17 protein-coding genes are annotated in these 17046 nt (G+C 53.3%); 11 read left to right on the forward strand and 6 right to left on the reverse strand.

Features of this window, described 5'->3' with window-relative positions; genetic code table 11:
• Positions 1-2: 2 nt before the first annotated feature.
• Both HVE01_RS16210 and HVE01_RS16215 read right to left on the reverse strand, forming a co-directional pair.
• Positions 3-872, reverse strand: a complete 870-nt coding sequence (locus HVE01_RS16210; RefSeq protein WP_125746978.1) for a carboxylate/amino acid/amine transporter — start codon at positions 870-872, stop codon at positions 3-5.
• Positions 873-957: 85 nt separating this feature from the next.
• Positions 958-1503, reverse strand: coding sequence for a YqaE/Pmp3 family membrane protein (locus tag HVE01_RS16215; protein ID WP_146945114.1), 546 nt, complete (start codon positions 1501-1503; stop codon positions 958-960).
• Between the two features lie 225 nt (positions 1504-1728).
• On the opposite strand from HVE01_RS16215, the gene HVE01_RS16220 reads away from it, so the two are divergent.
• The 7 genes from HVE01_RS16220 to HVE01_RS16245 all read left to right on the forward strand — a co-directional run bounded on the left by HVE01_RS16220 (position 1729) and on the right by HVE01_RS16245 (position 10553).
• A complete protein-coding gene (locus HVE01_RS16220) occupies positions 1729-2136 on the forward strand; it encodes a CBS domain-containing protein (protein ID WP_146945115.1) in 408 nt (135 codons plus the stop codon).
• Positions 2137-2464: 328 nt separating this feature from the next.
• Positions 2465-2824 (forward strand): hypothetical protein, encoded by a 360-nt coding sequence (locus HVE01_RS16225; RefSeq protein ID WP_125746972.1) that lies wholly within the window; start codon positions 2465-2467, stop codon positions 2822-2824.
• A gap of 26 nt (positions 2825-2850) precedes the next feature.
• The gene (locus HVE01_RS16230; protein WP_125746970.1) at positions 2851-3744 is read left to right on the forward strand and encodes an AraC family transcriptional regulator; all 894 of its coding nucleotides are present in this window, start codon (positions 2851-2853) and stop codon (positions 3742-3744) included.
• A gap of 248 nt (positions 3745-3992) precedes the next feature.
• The gene (locus tag HVE01_RS19905) at positions 3993-4139 is read left to right on the forward strand and encodes a hypothetical protein (RefSeq protein WP_164517070.1); all 147 of its coding nucleotides are present in this window, start codon (positions 3993-3995) and stop codon (positions 4137-4139) included.
• Between the two features lie 132 nt (positions 4140-4271).
• Positions 4272-7937 carry a bifunctional proline dehydrogenase/L-glutamate gamma-semialdehyde dehydrogenase PutA gene (gene putA, locus HVE01_RS16235; protein ID WP_146945116.1) on the forward strand — a complete coding sequence of 1222 codons (3666 nt, stop codon included), beginning with the start codon at positions 4272-4274 and terminating at the stop codon, positions 7935-7937.
• A 236-nt stretch (positions 7938-8173) separates the two neighbouring features.
• Entirely contained in the window at positions 8174-9664 is a 1491-nt protein-coding gene (gene putP, locus HVE01_RS16240; protein WP_125746966.1) for a sodium/proline symporter PutP, read from the forward strand.
• A gap of 262 nt (positions 9665-9926) precedes the next feature.
• Positions 9927-10553 carry an OmpW/AlkL family protein gene (locus HVE01_RS16245; protein WP_125746964.1) on the forward strand — a complete coding sequence of 209 codons (627 nt, stop codon included), beginning with the start codon at positions 9927-9929 and terminating at the stop codon, positions 10551-10553.
• 151 nt (positions 10554-10704) lie between these two features.
• Here the strand turns inward: HVE01_RS16245 and HVE01_RS16250 are convergent, their stop codons facing one another.
• Complete coding sequence (locus tag HVE01_RS16250; protein ID WP_120387184.1) at positions 10705-11037, reverse strand: YqcC family protein; 333 nt, start codon at positions 11035-11037, stop codon at positions 10705-10707.
• A gap of 286 nt (positions 11038-11323) precedes the next feature.
• Between HVE01_RS16250 and HVE01_RS16255 the strand changes: the two genes are divergently transcribed.
• The 4 genes from HVE01_RS16255 (at position 11324) to HVE01_RS16270 (ending at position 14369) form a co-directional block, all read left to right on the forward strand.
• A complete protein-coding gene (locus HVE01_RS16255; protein WP_146945117.1) occupies positions 11324-12376 on the forward strand; it encodes a DUF3549 family protein in 1053 nt (350 codons plus the stop codon).
• A gap of 69 nt (positions 12377-12445) precedes the next feature.
• A complete protein-coding gene (locus HVE01_RS16260; RefSeq protein WP_009724956.1) occupies positions 12446-12886 on the forward strand; it encodes an ATP-dependent zinc protease family protein in 441 nt (146 codons plus the stop codon).
• 40 nt (positions 12887-12926) lie between these two features.
• The gene (gene rimK / locus HVE01_RS16265; protein WP_125746960.1) at positions 12927-13835 is read left to right on the forward strand and encodes a 30S ribosomal protein S6--L-glutamate ligase; all 909 of its coding nucleotides are present in this window, start codon (positions 12927-12929) and stop codon (positions 13833-13835) included.
• Positions 13836-13922: 87 nt separating this feature from the next.
• Positions 13923-14369, forward strand: a complete 447-nt coding sequence (locus tag HVE01_RS16270; protein ID WP_125746958.1) for a hypothetical protein — start codon at positions 13923-13925, stop codon at positions 14367-14369.
• Between the two features lies 1 nt (position 14370).
• On the opposite strand, the gene HVE01_RS16275 is transcribed toward HVE01_RS16270, so the two are convergent.
• Genes HVE01_RS16275 through HVE01_RS16285 form a run of 3 tightly spaced genes read right to left on the reverse strand, consistent with a single transcriptional unit; the run spans position 14371 to position 17020 of the window.
• Positions 14371-15144: a SanA/YdcF family protein gene (locus HVE01_RS16275; RefSeq protein ID WP_244973790.1), complete on the reverse strand. Its 774-nt coding sequence runs from the start codon at positions 15142-15144 to the stop codon at positions 14371-14373.
• Positions 15145-15162: 18 nt separating this feature from the next.
• On the reverse strand, positions 15163-15732 hold the full coding sequence (gene sufT / locus HVE01_RS16280; protein WP_038483092.1) for a putative Fe-S cluster assembly protein SufT: 570 nt from the start codon (positions 15730-15732) through the stop codon (positions 15163-15165).
• Positions 15733-15754: 22 nt separating this feature from the next.
• Positions 15755-17020 carry an aminotransferase class V-fold PLP-dependent enzyme gene (locus HVE01_RS16285; protein ID WP_146945118.1) on the reverse strand — a complete coding sequence of 422 codons (1266 nt, stop codon included), beginning with the start codon at positions 17018-17020 and terminating at the stop codon, positions 15755-15757.
• Positions 17021-17046 lie beyond the last annotated feature (26 nt).

Here is a 17046-nt window from a genome sequence, read left to right on the forward strand (position 1 = left end):
AGTTAGACCGGTATAACGCGACGGCGCTGCAACCACCAGTGATTTAACCACAGAGAAGCAGCCATGATAGCAGCGCCCAATAGGAGCTTGCCTATATCTGCATCCCGATTCCAAATCATCAAATTAACCACTAAGCCAGCGGGCACCAGCGCATTGTTCATTACTGCCAGCGTTCCTGCATCGACCTTGGTGGCCCCTTGGTTCCAAGCGAAATAGCCGACGCCAGAAGCGACTAACCCAAGCCATGCCAATACGCTCCACTGCACCGGTGTACTGGGCAGAGCTGCAGTATTACCAAACAGCAAAAAGGCTGGGAGTGCTACTAGCATTGCACCAATAAAGAACCAGCCAAACACGTTATGCCACGCCAAGGTAGGCGGCAAATCAGCCGCGAGACGACGATAGCCAACCTGACCTAACGCAAAACAAAGATTGGCTCCCTGGACTACCAAAAAGCCCAGCCAGAACCCGCTATCGATACCATCGTAACGAATCACGCCGGCCCCGATTACCGCCAATAGTGCAGTCACTAGATAAATAGGCGTGAAGCGCTTAAACATTAGGTCATCTAGAAGCGCAATATAAACTGGCGTGAAAATCGTGAATAACAGAACTTCAGGAACCGATAGCAGCAAAAACGAGTGATAGAAGAAGGTATACATGACGCCTAGCTGCACCGCACCCAGTGCCATTAACGCTAAACGCTGTTTTCCACGCAGCAAACTGGGCCGTAAAAATGGCAGGAACACCAGCATAGCGAGCGTTACCCGTACAAGCACCGCAAAGTAGCTATCGACTTGGCCTGCCAGATATACACCAATCAACGAGAATGAGAACGCCCACAACGCCGTCACGCCAACAAGGTAGCCCATAGTAAACCCCACCCAAAAGAAAAGTTGACTGGAATTATACGCGCTTCACAACAACTGCCAATGGGCTAGACGAAGAATCGCTAGCTTAGTGCTTTTTTAACCATATAAACGCATGCACTACGCCAGGAAGCCAGCCCAACAACGTCAACACAACACTAAGGGCAACACGTTTTGTCCCGCCCTCTGTTAACCCAACGGCCAAAGGCGGTAGCAAAACGGCTAACGCGCGGTAGGCGAACAGAACCGATGTCGGTTGAGGCGATGCTGGCACGCCTTCAGAAGCAATGGGTGATGGGGTTTGATGCTTAAGCGCACTATCAGTCTCGCTGGTTGGCGCGGTAGGCGTAAAGTGCTCTACCGCCGCTTGCGCTTGCTTAGCTTGCTGTTTTTCCTTAGCTAGTGCTTTTTGGTGAGCCTGTTTATCAATTTTCTGCTCTAGCGTTTCCGCACCGTCTGCCAAATCGTCGTGATAGCGCTCCCAGTCTTCCCAATCATGTGGTGTACCGGATTTTGGACGCTGGCTACCTGACCCACGAGCTCTCTCCCACGCTTTTTCTTCTAATGTGTTGGGCCGCTCAGGGTCCCTCTCTATGCCTACGCCCTTGCGATTGAGATATTCACGTGCGTCCATAATGGCTCCTTGCAGCTTCTGGAATGAAGCAAAGCGTTGAATGTAACAATAATAAGGACAACGCAGGGTGAGTTAAATCTTCTACATTAATAGAATTATAGGTCTCGTGGCTCATAGCTCTTGTGATTGATGGCTCTTGTGATTCATGGCCTGCATGCCGCAAGCGGTTATTGACCTATTCTCTTTAAGAGTGAAACTGCGCGTATTGCGTCAAGGAGTGTCAAGATGAATAAAAGAACCCCCGATACCGTACGCGATGTCATGTCACGGGACTGCTACCGCGTCACTGGCCAAACCTCGATCACCAACTTAGCTCAAGGTTTGGCATTGCATCGCCTACCAGGCGCTCCTGTGGTAGATGAGTCTGATCGGTTGATTGGCTTTATATCCGAACAAGATGTGATGGGACGCGTATTAGACAGCATCTACCATGATGATGAAGCGCCGCTAGTACGTGAGCTAATGCGTCGAGACGTGCTCACCACAACGCCCAATAAAAGCATCACCGACCTAGCGCAGGAAATGCTCGGAGCAAAACCAAAGGTTTATCCCGTTGTGGAGCAACAACGCTTAGTAGGGATTGTGACGCGCCGTGACATCTTAATGGCGCTGCTAACCATTCGCCGACATTAACTATTCACTGTCACGACCTATTCACTGGCACGACCTATTCGCCAAGCTAGCGACTTCCAGCCAATCAAACCATCGTTCATAGCCACAAAACGGCCGACTGATAAGCAAAAAAAACCGCTGCTTGATGAGCAGCGGAAGCAAGGGATCGAAAACAATAGCCAGAACAACACTCTTAACGACTGCTATCGCGATGTTGCCTGTACACACTCTGACACCTTGCTGAGGAAAAGTTCGCAAAACTGCAAAATTTTCGTCTTAACGAGCAGCAGGCGTATACTGTTGTGGATTGTTAAACGAATGCTGATACCGATTTTGCAGGGAGTGGAGTATGGCGCTGTACCTATTAGTGTTTGGCGTCTGTTTGCTGGTAATAGGTGGTGTACTGGTAATATTAATGACCGTAGGTACGCCACGCTATCGCACTGAGCCTAACGATCTGATCAATTTGTTCGACAAAGCGCTGGAAAGCAGCATCAGCGAAACAGAGTGGAATGCGATCATTGGCTACCCCATTCGCCACGATGAGTATCTGGAGAGTGTCCGCCGCCGTGCATCACATTTAATGGACATCCACGGTCGCCATTGGCAAATTGCTCGAAGCAAGCCGTTACTTAACCAAGAGGGTTACGCGGAACTGAAAGCATTACGTGATCATTTAGCGGCACACACAGCGCTGCGCCAGCAGTAACCGGCCAGCCGTGCCGAGGAGACCCCATGCCGAGTACTATTCGTCAAATCCCTTTAGAAAGTGCCACAAAACACCACTCCCACGATTTTCACCAAATCGTCATTACGTTATGCGGCTCTTCAGAATTTGAAATCGAAGGCCTCGGCGGCCGGATAAACGCGTTTTCAGGCTGCATTGTTCCCGCTAATCACGAGCACTTCTATTCCGGTAGCGGCTATAATCGTCAACTGATACTGGACCTGCCTGAAGATGCACCTGCCTTAACGGGTGAACATCGTGAGCTGGTAGCACTGTTTGATGCACCGCGCTTTTTTGCACTCGACAACCCATTACGCCATTACCTTGCTTTCGTAGAAAGCGAGCTTGCCCAAGGTTTTGACACGTTGGCAATGTCTTTTCAGCAGGATCGGCTTGCTGCCACGTTGTTAGGTTCATTAAAAGCGCGCCTGGGTGCACCAGAGAGCGCATCACAACGGCGGCTCAATCTCGATCAAATAGATCGATTTATTCGCCGTCACTTAGCCGATGAACTGAGAGTCGCTGATTTAGCAAAATTGGCTTGCCTTAGTGAGGCACACTTTTCTGAACGCTTTCGCGTCCAGACAGGCCTGTCGCCCTGGCAGTATGTGCGACGCCAACGCCTACATGCGGCTCGCCAACTTGTATTGCAAAGCCGTCTACCACTTACTGACATAGCTATCCAAACAGGCTTTGCGAATCAGAGCGCTCTTTCGCATGCTTTTCGGCGTAATTACGGTTTATCACCCCGCCAGTTACGCCAAGGAGTAGGCGCAACCAATACGCCGCTCGATTCAGCAAACCAGTTAACGCCTTCCTCAATATCTTGTGCAACCTCATTAGCATCTTCCGCGACGTCTTCAGGGGCAAGCGTTAAGACTAGCGCACTCTCATCTCGCTGATGGCAAAGCAGTTAGCTTGGGCACATAACACGTGCTTTTGCGTGCTGGCAGCCGTTTAGAGACTAAACTAAAGTCTTAAAAAGCGTTTCTTACCGAGAATTTGACACGTTTTGCCATGAAAACGACATACACCTAATGGCAGCTCGCTCTACATTCGACCGTTACCTTGGGCGCAGTGCCCTACCATCGCTTTATTTCGGTTATTTGATCCAGCTTTTCGCTTTCTGTTTAGACTTATGGGGGCCTCAATGCTCAATGCCAAGAAAATGCGTGACCCTGCCATTTGGCAAACTGATCTTGATACGCTTATGGAGCGTATCAGTGATCACTATCTTGTCGATGAGGATGCCTTTGTCAGTGAATCAAGGCTCTCAACGCTGGCCCACACTACCTAAAGCGTTTTGTGACTGAATAAACAATCACCAACAGCACTGCCGCGCTGGGTGGTAACGCGTCGCTTCTGGCGCTTGGCGATAAGTGAACAGCTCAGCAATGCTGATGTGTCGACTTGCAAGGAGAACCCCATCATGAACAAAGCTAACTTCAATTCGCATAGCGACGTGAGTGATCTACGCTCACGTATCCGCAGCAACTATGACGCCGATGAAGCGGCAGTGCTGCATGAGCTGATCGAACGTATCAAGCTGTCAGAGGATGACCGACGCCAAGTTGCCGCCGCCGGAGCCAACTACGTACAGCGCGTTCGCAAAGAGAGATCGCCCTCGATGATGGAAGCGTTCCTCGCTGAGTACGGCCTTTCCACCACCGAGGGCGTCGGCCTGATGTGTCTGGCTGAAGCCCTGCTGCGCGTGCCTGATGCGGAAACCATCGACGACTTGATCCACGATAAAATCGAGCCATCCGACTGGGGCGCACACCTGGGAAAATCGTCCTCATCGATGGTTAATGCCTCGACCTGGGCACTTTTGCTAACTGGTAAAGTGCTGGAAGAAGACCCCAAGGGCCCAACCCGGGCGCTACGCGGCCTAGTACGCCGCATGGGCGAGCCGGTAGTGCGTAAGGCGGTTGGTCAGTCGATGAAGATTCTCGGTCGCCAGTTCGTACTCGGCCAGACCATCGAAGAAGGCATGAAAAATGCCCGCGAGCTTGAGAAACAGGGCTATACGTATTCCTACGACATGCTTGGCGAGGCGGCTCGCACAGATGAGGATGCCGTTCGCTACCACCAGGCCTATGCCAAGGCGATCACCGCAATCGCCGAACAGGCCAAAGGCGATGTCCGTGGCAGTCCCGGTATATCGGTAAAACTATCAGCCCTGCATCCGCGTTATGAATACACCCACCGTGACACGGTAATGGCAGAGCTTGTACCCCGTGCGTTGGAACTGGTCAAACAAGCGGCCAAAGCCAATATCGGTTTCAATATTGACGCAGAAGAGCAGGATCGACTGGATCTATCGCTCGATGTGATCGAGGCATTGATGTCCGATCCCAGCCTAGATGGATGGGATGGTTTCGGGGTCGTTGTACAAGCCTACGGGCGCCGCGCAGCGCCAGTGATAGAAACACTTTACGAACTTGCCGAGCGGTTCAACCGCAAGATCATGGTGCGCTTGGTCAAGGGTGCCTACTGGGATACCGAGATCAAGCTGTCCCAGGAAATGGGTGTTAAAACCTTCCCGGTCTTCACCCGCAAGGTCAACACTGATGTCAGTTACATGGCCTGCGCCCAGATGCTGCTCGACCGTCGCGACCGCATCTATCCTCAGTTCGCCACACACAACGCCCATACCTGCGCCGCCGTCGTGGCCATGGCAGGCGATGACAAGGACAGCTACGAGTTTCAGCGCCTGCACGGCATGGGCGAATCGCTGCACCACATCGTCAAGGAGGCAGAGGGCACGCACTGCCGCATCTACGCTCCGGTTGGTGCTCACCGCGACCTGCTGGCCTACTTGGTGCGTCGCCTACTAGAGAATGGCGCGAACTCCTCGTTCGTTAACCAAGTAGTCGATAGCTCAATTCCCCCCAGCGAGGTATCAAGAGATCCAGTTGAAGGGTTTAAACAGCTTGGCGACGCCATCTCAAGTCCGTTGATCCGCCAGCCAGGTGAGCTGTTTGCGCCAGATCGCAAGAACTCCAAGGGTTATCGTATCAATGAACCCGCTTCAATCCTGCCGCTGCTTAATGCACGGGAAGCCTTTGCCGACAAGACCTGGACAGCAGGCCCGATGTTAGTGGGAAGCCCTGCTCCCCAAGGCCCGGCTCGCGATGCAGTTTCTCCCGCCGACGGGTCGCGTATTATCGGCAAGGTGCATGAGGCCACCCCAGAAGAGGTAGCCGCTGCGCTCGACGCTGCAGAGCAGGGTTTCCGCGAGTGGTCAGCACGTCCTGTGGCCGAGCGTGCCGAAGTGCTCCGTCGTACCGCCGATCTCTATGAAGAACATATCGCTGAGCTGACCGTCATCACCACCCGCGAAGCCGGCAAGATGATGTTTGATGGCATCGCTGAAGTGCGCGAAGCGGTTGACTTCCTGCGCTACTACGCCAATGAGGGCGAACGGCTAGAAGCAGAAGAACCCGGCAGCGCCCGTGGCATCTTCGTCTGCATCAGCCCTTGGAACTTCCCGCTGGCCATTACCACCGGGCAGATTGCTGCAGCCTTGGTGGCTGGCAACGCGGTGCTTGCCAAGCCCGCCGAGCAAACACCGTTGATCGCCGCTCGTGCCGTCGAATTAATGCGCGAGGCTGGCCTGCCAGAAGCGGCACTTCAACTGCTGCCTGGCGATGGACCCACGGTGGGTGGCCCACTGACTAGCGATCCGCGTATCGCTGGTGTCTGTTTCACGGGTTCGACCCCAGTGGCTCAGATTATCCACAAAGCTCTAGCGCAGAACGCAGGACCCGATGCGATACTGGTTGCCGAAACCGGCGGCCTCAATTCGATGATCGTGGACTCTACGGCGCTGACCGAACAGGCAGTCCGCGATATCTTAATCTCCTCCTTCCAATCGGCTGGGCAGCGTTGTTCAGCACTGCGCATGCTGTATGTCCAGGAAGAGGCGCGCGACCGGTTGCTCAACATGCTTGATGGCGCCATGGACTCGCTCACCATCGGTGACCCTTGGAATACTGACACCGACGTCTCACCAGTGATCGACGCCGACGCCCAAGCCGAGATCAGCGATTACATCGCAGCTCACGAGAAGACAGGCAAGGTGCTGAAGAAACTGTCCGCACCGCAGACCGGCACCTTCGTGACCCCCGCGGTCATTGAGGTTGGGGGCATCGCAGATCTCGAACGCGAGATATTCGGCCCGGTTCTACACGTGGCGACTTTCAAGGCGCGAGACATCGACAACGTGGTCGACGACATCAATGGCAAAGGCTACGGATTGACCTTTGGCCTACATACCCGCATCGATGATCGTGTGCAGCAAATCGTCGAGCGCATCCATGTCGGCAACGTTTATGTTAACCGCAACCAAATCGGCGCCATTGTCGGCTCCCAACCATTCGGCGGTGAAGGCCTTTCAGGCACCGGGCCCAAGGCTGGCGGCCCGCTCTATGTCACGCGCTTCCGCCGCACTGCCACCGCCGAGCACCACGAGGCTCCGGAGGGCAAGACCCTCTCACTCAGCGACCTCCAATCGGCCTTAGATGGGTTAGACGCGCGCAACTGGGCGGTACGGCCTAATCGGATCGAAGTACTCCGCAAGGCACTCTCCGGCAAGGGCGGCGTGATCCGCAAGGCCCTTAACGAGACAGCAGCTCTCGATATGACACCGCAGACGCTTCCAGGACCAACAGGGGAAAGCAACCGCTTGGCGATGTACCCCAAAGGAGCGGTGCTCTGCCTTGGACCAACGCTGGATATCGCCGCTGCCCAAGCAGTACAGGCGCTTGGCGCGGGCTGTACGGCAGTCGTGATCGCACCAGGCGCAGTGCAAGCCGTCCAGCCGCTGGTCGATGCTGGCGCACCAGTGATTGGACTCGACGGTAGCATCACGCCAGATACACTAAGCGAGGTTCAAGGGATTGCCGCCGTCGCCGCGGCTGGCAAAAGTGATTGGACGCATGAACTGCGGATAGCACTCGCTAAGCGCGACGGTGCCATTGTGCCGCTCGAGACTCAGACCATTTCACCAGATCGCTACGTGGTGGAACGTCATCTGTGCATCGATACGACCGCAGCGGGTGGCAACGCCAGCTTGCTGGCAACGGCCGAATAGGCTCGCTGGCTTTGTCGGCGTCAACCTTCTCAACTAAACTTAGACGACAATAACCTCGTGTTGCCGGGAGGCGCCAGTACAGGCGCTTCCCTAGCAAGAAATATCGAGGACCAAGCGGTAGCGCCTTGCTACACGAATAAGAAGCGGAGTTAAACATGCGTGCTACTAGCGGTTCTGCACGGCAAGCGCGCTAACCTGTCGGAGCTAGCTCCGTCCTGACAAATTGGAGAACTTTCATGGCTATCGGTGTTTGGATTAGTCTTTTTGCCTACTTTGCGCTCATGATCGCCATCGGCATCTATGCCATGCGCAAAGCGACATCTTCATCAGAAGATTACATGCTGGGGGGACGTGGCCTCAGTCCACAAGTAGCCGCGCTGTCGGCTGGCGCTTCGGACATGAGCGGCTGGCTGCTGCTTGGGTTGCCCGGCGCCATGTTTGTGTCCGGCTTGGGATCGGCTTGGATCGGCATTGGCCTTTTGGTGGGTGCGTTCTTCAACTGGACCCTGGTCGCCCCCCGACTGCGTGAACAGACCGTTCACTACGGCAATGCGATTACCATTCCAGCCTTTTTGGCCAACCGATTTCCGACACGTGCGCTTTCACTGCGCACGGTGTCCGCGATCGTTATCGTCATCTTTTTCGCGGTTTACACGGCCTCAGGCCTCGTCGCTGGGGGCAAACTGTTTGAGAGCGCGTTTGCCGGTATTTTTAACATCGGCGGCATGAGCGACTACGCGATCGGCATTCTCATTACACTTGGCGTGGTACTTGTCTACACCGTTGTTGGCGGCTTCCTGGCCGTGAGTATGACCGACTTCGTGCAAGGCTGTATCATGATGCTAGCGCTAGTAATCATGCCTGCAGTGGTGCTATTTGGCGAAGGCGGCGGCGGGTTCTCCCAAGCATCACAGACGCTCAATGAAGTTGACCCCACCCTGCTATCCTGGACGTCAGGGCTGACCTTTATTGGCTGGCTCTCTGCGGTAACCTGGGGGCTAGGCTATTTTGGTCAACCCCACATCATTGTACGCTTTATGGCCATCCGGACGCTGAAGGATGTTCCTACTGCCCGTAACATCGGCATGAGCTGGATGCTTATCTCCCTGATTGGCGCAGTCTCTCTTGGTTTATTTGGCCGGGCCTATGCAATTCGCAATGGCATGGATATCGAGGACCCCGAAACGATCTTCATCATTCTGGCGAATCTACTCTTCCACCCGCTGGTCACCGGCTTCCTCTATGCGGCACTGCTTGCTGCGATTATGAGCACCATTTCCAGCCAGTTGTTAGTATCATCGTCTTCACTGACCGAGGACTTCTATCGTCTGTTCCTAAGAAAAGAAGCCACCGATAAAGAGTGCGTAACAGTGGGCCGAATCTGTGTCGTACTGGTTGGCTTGGTAGCCGCTGTAATTGCATCAAATCCGGACTCCCAAGTTCTTGGGCTCGTCAGTAACGCCTGGGCTGGCTTTGGCGCAGCATTTGGCCCGCTGATCATTCTGTCGCTGATGTGGTCTCGCACGAACGGAGCTGGCGCCATTGCCGGTATGGTAGTGGGCGCTGCAACTGTCATGATTTGGATTGCATTAGGCTGGAACGGAGAATTTATGGGTGGCCCCGGCGTGTACGAGATCATCCCAGGCTTCATCGCTGCCTTTATTGCCATCTTGGTGGTTAGCAGCATTACTGCCGATGCGGGTGAATATCAGCATATTGACCGCTAGACGAGCGTCAATGACACGCTCAGCTTAATTAAACAATTAAGCTGATCATCGAGGCCTTCCCATACCATGGGAAGGCCTTTTTCACTTCTGATAGGCTCTTTTTAACCCCATTATTTAGCGGCGGAGTTCCACTCTTTGCCCCAGGTCAATAACCTGCCCTCCTCTCCTCGATACACTCTTTACATGGTTCGCGATCACGCCGAACAACGGTTCACGTTAACCACTACTGCGAAGACTCACATCAATGGTCAGGAGCGATGCTATGCGCCATAACTCTCTTTCAACACTGCTTACCACTGGACTTGCAGCAGCCACATTGATGGCAAGCGGCCAAGTTTTAGCTTACGGCGCTGGCGATTTCTTCACTCGCGTGGGTGTTGCCAAAGTGGAGCCCAAAAGCGACAACGGTTCATTAGCCGGAGGTGCGTTCGCGGTTGATGTTCAAGACAAAACCGATTTCGCATTTACCCTGGGCTACCGCTTCCACGACAAAATGGGCGTCGAGCTACTGGCAGCTCTACCGTTTGAGCATGACATTGCTCTGAATGGGGATAATCTTGCCTCTACCAAACACCTTCCGCCAACTCTAACGCTCCAGTACTACCCACTAGGTGGAACGGATGCGCGTGTACAGCCTTATGTCGGCGCGGGTATTAACTACACCTTTTTCTCCGACGAAGAGCTAGCCATAGGCGAACTTGAGCTGGACGACTCTTGGGGTGCCGCTGCTCAAGTGGGTATCGATTTGCTAATCGATGAGAACTGGGCACTTAACGCAGCAGCGTGGTATATCGACATCGATACTGACGCGACCGTTAACGGCGCCGCGGCAGGCACGGTAGAGATTGATCCGTTGGTGGTTATGGCAGGCTTGAGTTACCGCTTCTAACACTATTACGGCGGCGCAAACAGCTGTGCTAGTTGCGCCGTGCTAGTTGCATAGTCGCATGAAAATGCCCAGTACCGCTCTTAGGGTGCTGGGCATTGTCTTTGCTGATACCTTCACCACACTAGGCTTCAGCTCCTCGCATTAGCGCGACCTAGCTTTCAGTCACTAGCCGATCTATCTTTTCAACAGCTCGAACAACCAGTAGCTGGTCGCTGGCACGAACCTTTTCCTGCATCAGGTAGGCAGCCACTGCCGGCGCCACATCGCACTTGGCAGGCATGGCAGCCTGGGCATCAATCAGTGCATTTAGTCGAGCGATAAAAACAAATCGAATCCACTGAGGCAGCGACATCGTGTCGATACAGAAGGGTTGCTGGCTGTTAAATGCCGAAATATCAGGCGTTGGCATGCGCCATAAGTTAGCGGCCTTCATAGTGGCTTCAAGCTCAAGAAGCGCGGTTTGAAGCTGTTGATGGACGCTCATAAGCACCTTTTCCATTTAAATCTATGAACCTTTATTATCCCAGCACTGTGAGTAAGTTGCCAACCGTCAGGCAGGAATTTGTGCCTTATTCACAGATTCACAGAAAACCTGCAAGAGGCTGTGGATAAACTATGGAAAGATGTCGCTACTGTTACTCTCATGCGGGTTACACCAAGTTGTGCAATTTTTAACCACGTTGATAATAAAGCACGGATTAATCAGCGTTTGCGGCTGACAGTGACACATCAGCAAGGTAGAGTGCAGGCTTGAAATGCGGAAGGATGTCATGCAACCAATCCAGACACTTGATGAGTTTTTTACCCGAAGCGGCGCGGACGTTTCTCTCTACCATATGGGACGACGAGTAACAGACTGCCCACGAGAAACGCTGCGAGCATTTGAAAACGGCGAGATAGCCTGGCCAGAACCCTGGCAGCAGCAGGCTCGTCTTGGCGTAGTATTTCGTATGGGTGACATGCCTGAACCAGCCATCTGGTTTTTGGCGCTGCCGCTAGACGAGCAAGGCAAGCTCTCCCCCGCCCAACGAGACGGTTTTATTAATCGCTTGCTCGAGACCCTTGGGCGAAATGCTGTGCAGATAGAAAATAAACCGCTAGGCCAAGCGGAAACTGCAGACGTGGATCATCTAATGAAGGATAATCCGCTCGCTTTTTCGCCGGATATTACTTTTCAAGCAATGCTTAATGCTCAGGCCACTTATGCATTAGAACTTGCTGCTAGCCAACACTTAGAGCCTGTCGAGGCCTATCTAAGTGGTCAGCAGACCATTGACTGGCAAGCACTAGGGCTACAAGGCATCGCTGATTATGTGGTACGCCTCGATTTATCCACATCAGAAGCGCTTGCGCTGCGCCTTCCCCAGTTGCCCACTAGTGTCACTCACTCGCTGTGCTATTGCCTTGAGCATAGACCTCTTGCAGAGCCGCTGGTAAGTGCATTACGGGCGCGTGGAGAGCAGGCAGCCATTGATGGAGACGTAGAAACCCTGTGCGCCTGCGTGCGCGCCGTGGGCTGCACTCCATCAGCAGATGTTGGCCAATGGTACTCAAGCCTGTTGAATGACCCCGCTGCCGGCGGTCCAGATATTATCGCAGCCATCGCTGGCCGCGGATGGCTATTGTTAGAAGACGCTGAACGTTTACCGTTGCTGTTACAGCGTTTAGCAGAAGACAAACGCACTAACTTTAATGCCGTCGTACGTGATCTTGCACTGATACCTAGACTTCGCCTATTGGTTATGCTGACACTACGCGACGCGCCGTCTGATTCTGCGATTCAGCGACGGCTAAGTGCGTTGATTAACCAAGCTAGAAGCTAGCTATTTATTTATGAGACGCTAGAACGACGCATTTATTGATGACAAACCTTCATTTGCCAGGAGTAAGCCGTGAAGGAATTACCCTATCAGGCCAAAGCAGTCATCGGCCGCCGTGAAATGGTGACGTTACCTGAGTTAGGGCTTCACCTTTGCTGCAAAGCCGATACTGGCGCGCGCACCTCTGCTTTGCATGCCGAAGAGATTGACACTCATGAAGACGAGGATGGGCAGCTGTGGGTAAGTTTTATTACCCATAGCGGTGGCCCGCAAACGCCTGCCCACCGTTACCAACTCCACTTGCACGACCGGCGGCGCGTTACCAGTTCTAATGGGCACAGCGAGTGGCGCTATGTGATTCGCACCCCGATGCAATTGGGTGAACTAAATTTTCCGGTTGAACTAACCCTGACTGACCGTAGCAATATGCGCCATCCCATGCTGCTTGGGCGCCGCGCTATGCGACGCTTGCTTATCGCCCCTGGTGCTGCATTTTTGCACGGCGAGCCTTAAACTTACTTATTAGCCATATCTTTTGGCCCCGGAGCCCTGCATGCATATTGCCCTGCTTTCGCGCAATCGCAATCTATATTCTACTCGCCGCCTTATTGAGGCCGCCGAGCAGCGTGGGCACACCGCTCGCGTGGTCGACACGCTGCGCTGCTATATGAGCATCGCCTCCCACCATCCGTCGATTCATTATAAAGGCGCTGAAATCGAGCCCTTCGATGCCGTTATTCCTCGCATAGGGGCATCGGTTACCTTTTACGGCTGCGCCGTACTGCGCCAATTTGAAATGATGGGCACCTACGTTATAAACGATTCAGTTGCCATCACTCGTTCACGGGACAAGCTGCGCTCGCTACAGCTGCTCTCTAGAAAGGGGTTGGGCCTTCCCATCACGGGGTTCGCCCACTCGCCTGATGACATTCCTGACCTGATTACCATGGTCAAAGGTGCTCCGCTGGTCATCAAGCTGCTGGAAGGAACGCAAGGTATCGGTGTTGTACTTGCTGAAACGAACCAAGCAGCCGAGTCGGTTATTCAAGCGTTTATGGGCATGAAAACCAACATCATGGTGCAGGAGTACATTAAAGAGGCACGCGGTGCCGATATTCGCTGTCTGGTGATTGGCGATAAAGTGGTTGCGTCGATGAAGCGCCAGGCCGCCGAAGGTGAATTCCGTTCAAATCTGCACCGTGGGGGCACCGCCAGCGTCATCCGCATTACCCCCGAAGAGCGCTCAACGGCCATTCGCGCGGCAAAGGCGATGGGGCTGCGCGTTGCAGGTGTCGACCTATTGCGCTCTAACCATGGACCGGTGATTATGGAGGTCAACTCATCACCTGGCTTACAGGGCATTGAGAATGCAACAGGTAAAGATATCGCCAGCATGATCATCGAACACATCGAAAAAAATGCCATGCCAGTGCGTAAAACGCCACCCAAGCCTAAAGGCTAAGGCTGAATGCAAAAATAATCCGTATTAGGGGTGGCAAATTAGCGCTGCCACCCCCACAATCTGCGTCACCGAAGGAGGTAGACGCTCATGTTTCTCGACAATCGCCAAGTGGCGATGGACAGCGTGCTGGAAGCGCTGGCCGATAGCATTGATTATTTCCAGGATAATATTGAACGCCTGAGACCCACGCTGCGTGATGCACTGAAGCCGCACTATACCGAGCGGTTAAATCAGATGCGTAAACTTCAGGAACTGGCCCGTGCGCACTTAAAAATGCTGCCTCGAGATGCTGACGTTGAGCGTGATGACTTTTTATGGCTATGGAGTCGTTTAAAAAGCTTTGTGGGCAACGATAGTCAGGTATTAATCAATGAGCTGTTGGAACAAGAGCGTGTACTGATGCAGGCCCTTTCAACGCTATTCACCCACCCCCTGCCCGATCCTATTGAGCCGGTAGTGGATGAGTGCATGCAAGGTTGCCGCAAGTTAATACGCGAATTGTATAACTTACAAAAGCGCAAAACGTATCGCTAACCTATTGACCACTCACCGCCTGCACATGTGATGTCTTCGCCGACCCCACAAGGTAGTGGTAAATATCAAGGCCAATAGGAAGGCGAGACACTTCGTCGACGTTGCTACTGGCGTTTAATTCGATAGGTTCTGGAGAGCCTAGAAAGTGAGGCTCTCTTCCCCAAATATATAGATCACCTAAGGTAGCGACCCGCGCCACCCATTCGCGAATTTTCAACCGCCACTCCCCAGCAACAGATTCCTCTTCCGCGACACAGCCAGTAACATCCATTCCTAATGCGCGCCCAATAAAAACCGCCCGAGGAAGATGCCAACTCTGGGTAACCAACAGTGCCTGATCTAACTGGAAGACATCTCTTGCTCGCGCAAGCGTGTCATAGGTACTGAACCCAGCAAAGTCCATGGTGAGCTGGTCTGCTGGCACACCGCGACGATAAAGATCACGCCACATAGCGCGAGGCTCGTTATAGGCTTGAGTACGATTATCCCCAGAGATTAGTAAATGACTTACCCGCTGATCGGCAATCAGGCGCGCAGAGGTTCGCATACGAGCGCTAAAATGAGGATTGCGAAAGCCGCTGCGTGTCCAATTAGAGGTACCAAACACGATCGCCACATCGGTTGAGCGGCACTCCGCCAAGCTGTCATCAATATAGCGTGCCGTGCTAGCAACCACCCAAAAATTACCAACTATAAACAGCAATGTCGCCAGCAGCATAAGTGCTCCTAGCGACATCAAAAAACGTTTTATGTACCGCGATAGCAGGCTGTGCATCCAGCTCCCCACCAGGGGTTAAAACATGCCGAGCTCAAGCTTGGCTTCATCGCTCATCATGTCACGACTCCAGGGCGGGCTGAAGACAATTTCAGTATGTACCTTGTTAATCTGAGGTGCACCTAGGATTTTATTGCGTGCGTCCGCCGCAATGACATCGCCCATTCCACAGCCTGGTGCAGTAAGCGTCATACGAATAGTGACCATCCGCTCGCCACTGATCAAACGCTCAAGACGGCAGCCATAGACCAGTCCTAGATCAACAATATTAACCGGTATTTCGGGATCAAAGCAGGTGCGCAGCTGCTCCCAGACAAACTGTTCAATTTCTTCATCACTGGCGCTTTCAGGCAGTGTTGGACGCGGCAATGGCTCGAGCCCTAACGCATCCAAATTACGCCCTTCAATCAGATAAAGCCGTCCTTCAAAGCCAACACTTACCGAGCTGCCCTTCGCTTGCATCACGCTGACGACACTGTCCTCAGCCAGTGTCTCCGTTTTGCCAAACGGAATAGCAATGGCGTCAACATCTCGCTGAAGCGGCAGTTTTTGACCACGTTCAAGGCTGGCCACTTGCTCAATATCCATAACGGTCCTTAAATGACGGCTTTTAACGCACCATTCCAATCACACGCTTTAGCGCTGCAACAAACGTATCTATCTCTTGAAGCGTATTATACGCCGCAAATGATGCACGACACGTGGCATCTACGCCAAAGTGATGTAGTAATGGTTGCGCGCAGTGATGCCCGGTACGAATAGCGACGCCTAGCTGATCAATCAACAGCCCAATGTCCTGGGAGTGGGCGCCTTCGACCACGAACGACAGCACGCCAGCTTTATGCGGCGCGGTGCCAAGAATGCGCAAACCATCTATTTGATTTACCGCTGCAGTGGTATGTTCCAGCAGCACGGCCTCCCAAGCGCCAATCGCCTCCACGCCCACGCTATCTAACCACTCAATAGCGCGTCCCAAGGCAATCACCTCCGCAATGGCGGGAGTACCAGCCTCGAACTTATGCGGGAGTTCTGCAAAGGTGGTGCCGGCGTCAAAAGAGACCGTTTTAATCATCTCGCCGCCACCCTGCCAAGGCGGCATCGCTTCTAATAAGGTCTGCTTACCGTACAGCACGCCAACCCCAGTAGGGCCATAAATCTTATGCCCAGAAAACGCATAGAAATCAGCATCAATATCCTGAACATCAACCTGCTGATGCGGCGTAGCCTGAGCACCATCCACCAGAATAAGCGCACCGTGCTGATGAGCAAGCGTGGCCATCTCTTTTACTGGATTAATGGTACCCAACGCATTAGAGACATGATTGACGGCCACAAGTTTAGTGCGCTCATTGAGCAGCGCGCGGTACGCTGCCATATCTAGCGCCCCATTCGCCTCAACGGGAATGACCTTAATGGTAAAGCCGATTTCAGCCGCCAATAGCTGCCAAGGAACAATGTTGGAGTGATGCTCCAGCATTGAAATTAGCACTTCATCACCCGCAGCAAGCTGGGAGCGTCCCCAACTTTGCACCACTAGATTGAGCGCTTCAGTCGTGCCCCGAGTAAAGATAATCTGGCGCGCATCTTCCGCATTGAGAAACGCCTTAACACGATGCCGTGTGGCTTCAAACGCTGCTGTCGCCTCATCTGACAAAGTGTGCAGCCCCCGATGGATATTGGCGTTATAGCGCGAGTAATAGTCGCTAAATACGTCAATGACCTGCTGGGGCGTTTGACTTGTCGCGGCATTATCTAGGTATACCAACGGCTTGCCATGTACTTCCCGGTTTAGTATCGGAAAATCGTTGCGCAGCGCCTCAACATCAAAGGCCGCAGGGGCAATCACGGTAGGTTTCTCAATCACGCTATGGGGCATCGATGACTCCTTGGCTAGTCGTTGAG

It is taken from the genome of Vreelandella venusta (genome assembly GCF_007989605.1).
In the GTDB taxonomy this organism is placed as follows: Bacteria; Pseudomonadota; Gammaproteobacteria; order Pseudomonadales; family Halomonadaceae; genus Vreelandella; species Vreelandella venusta.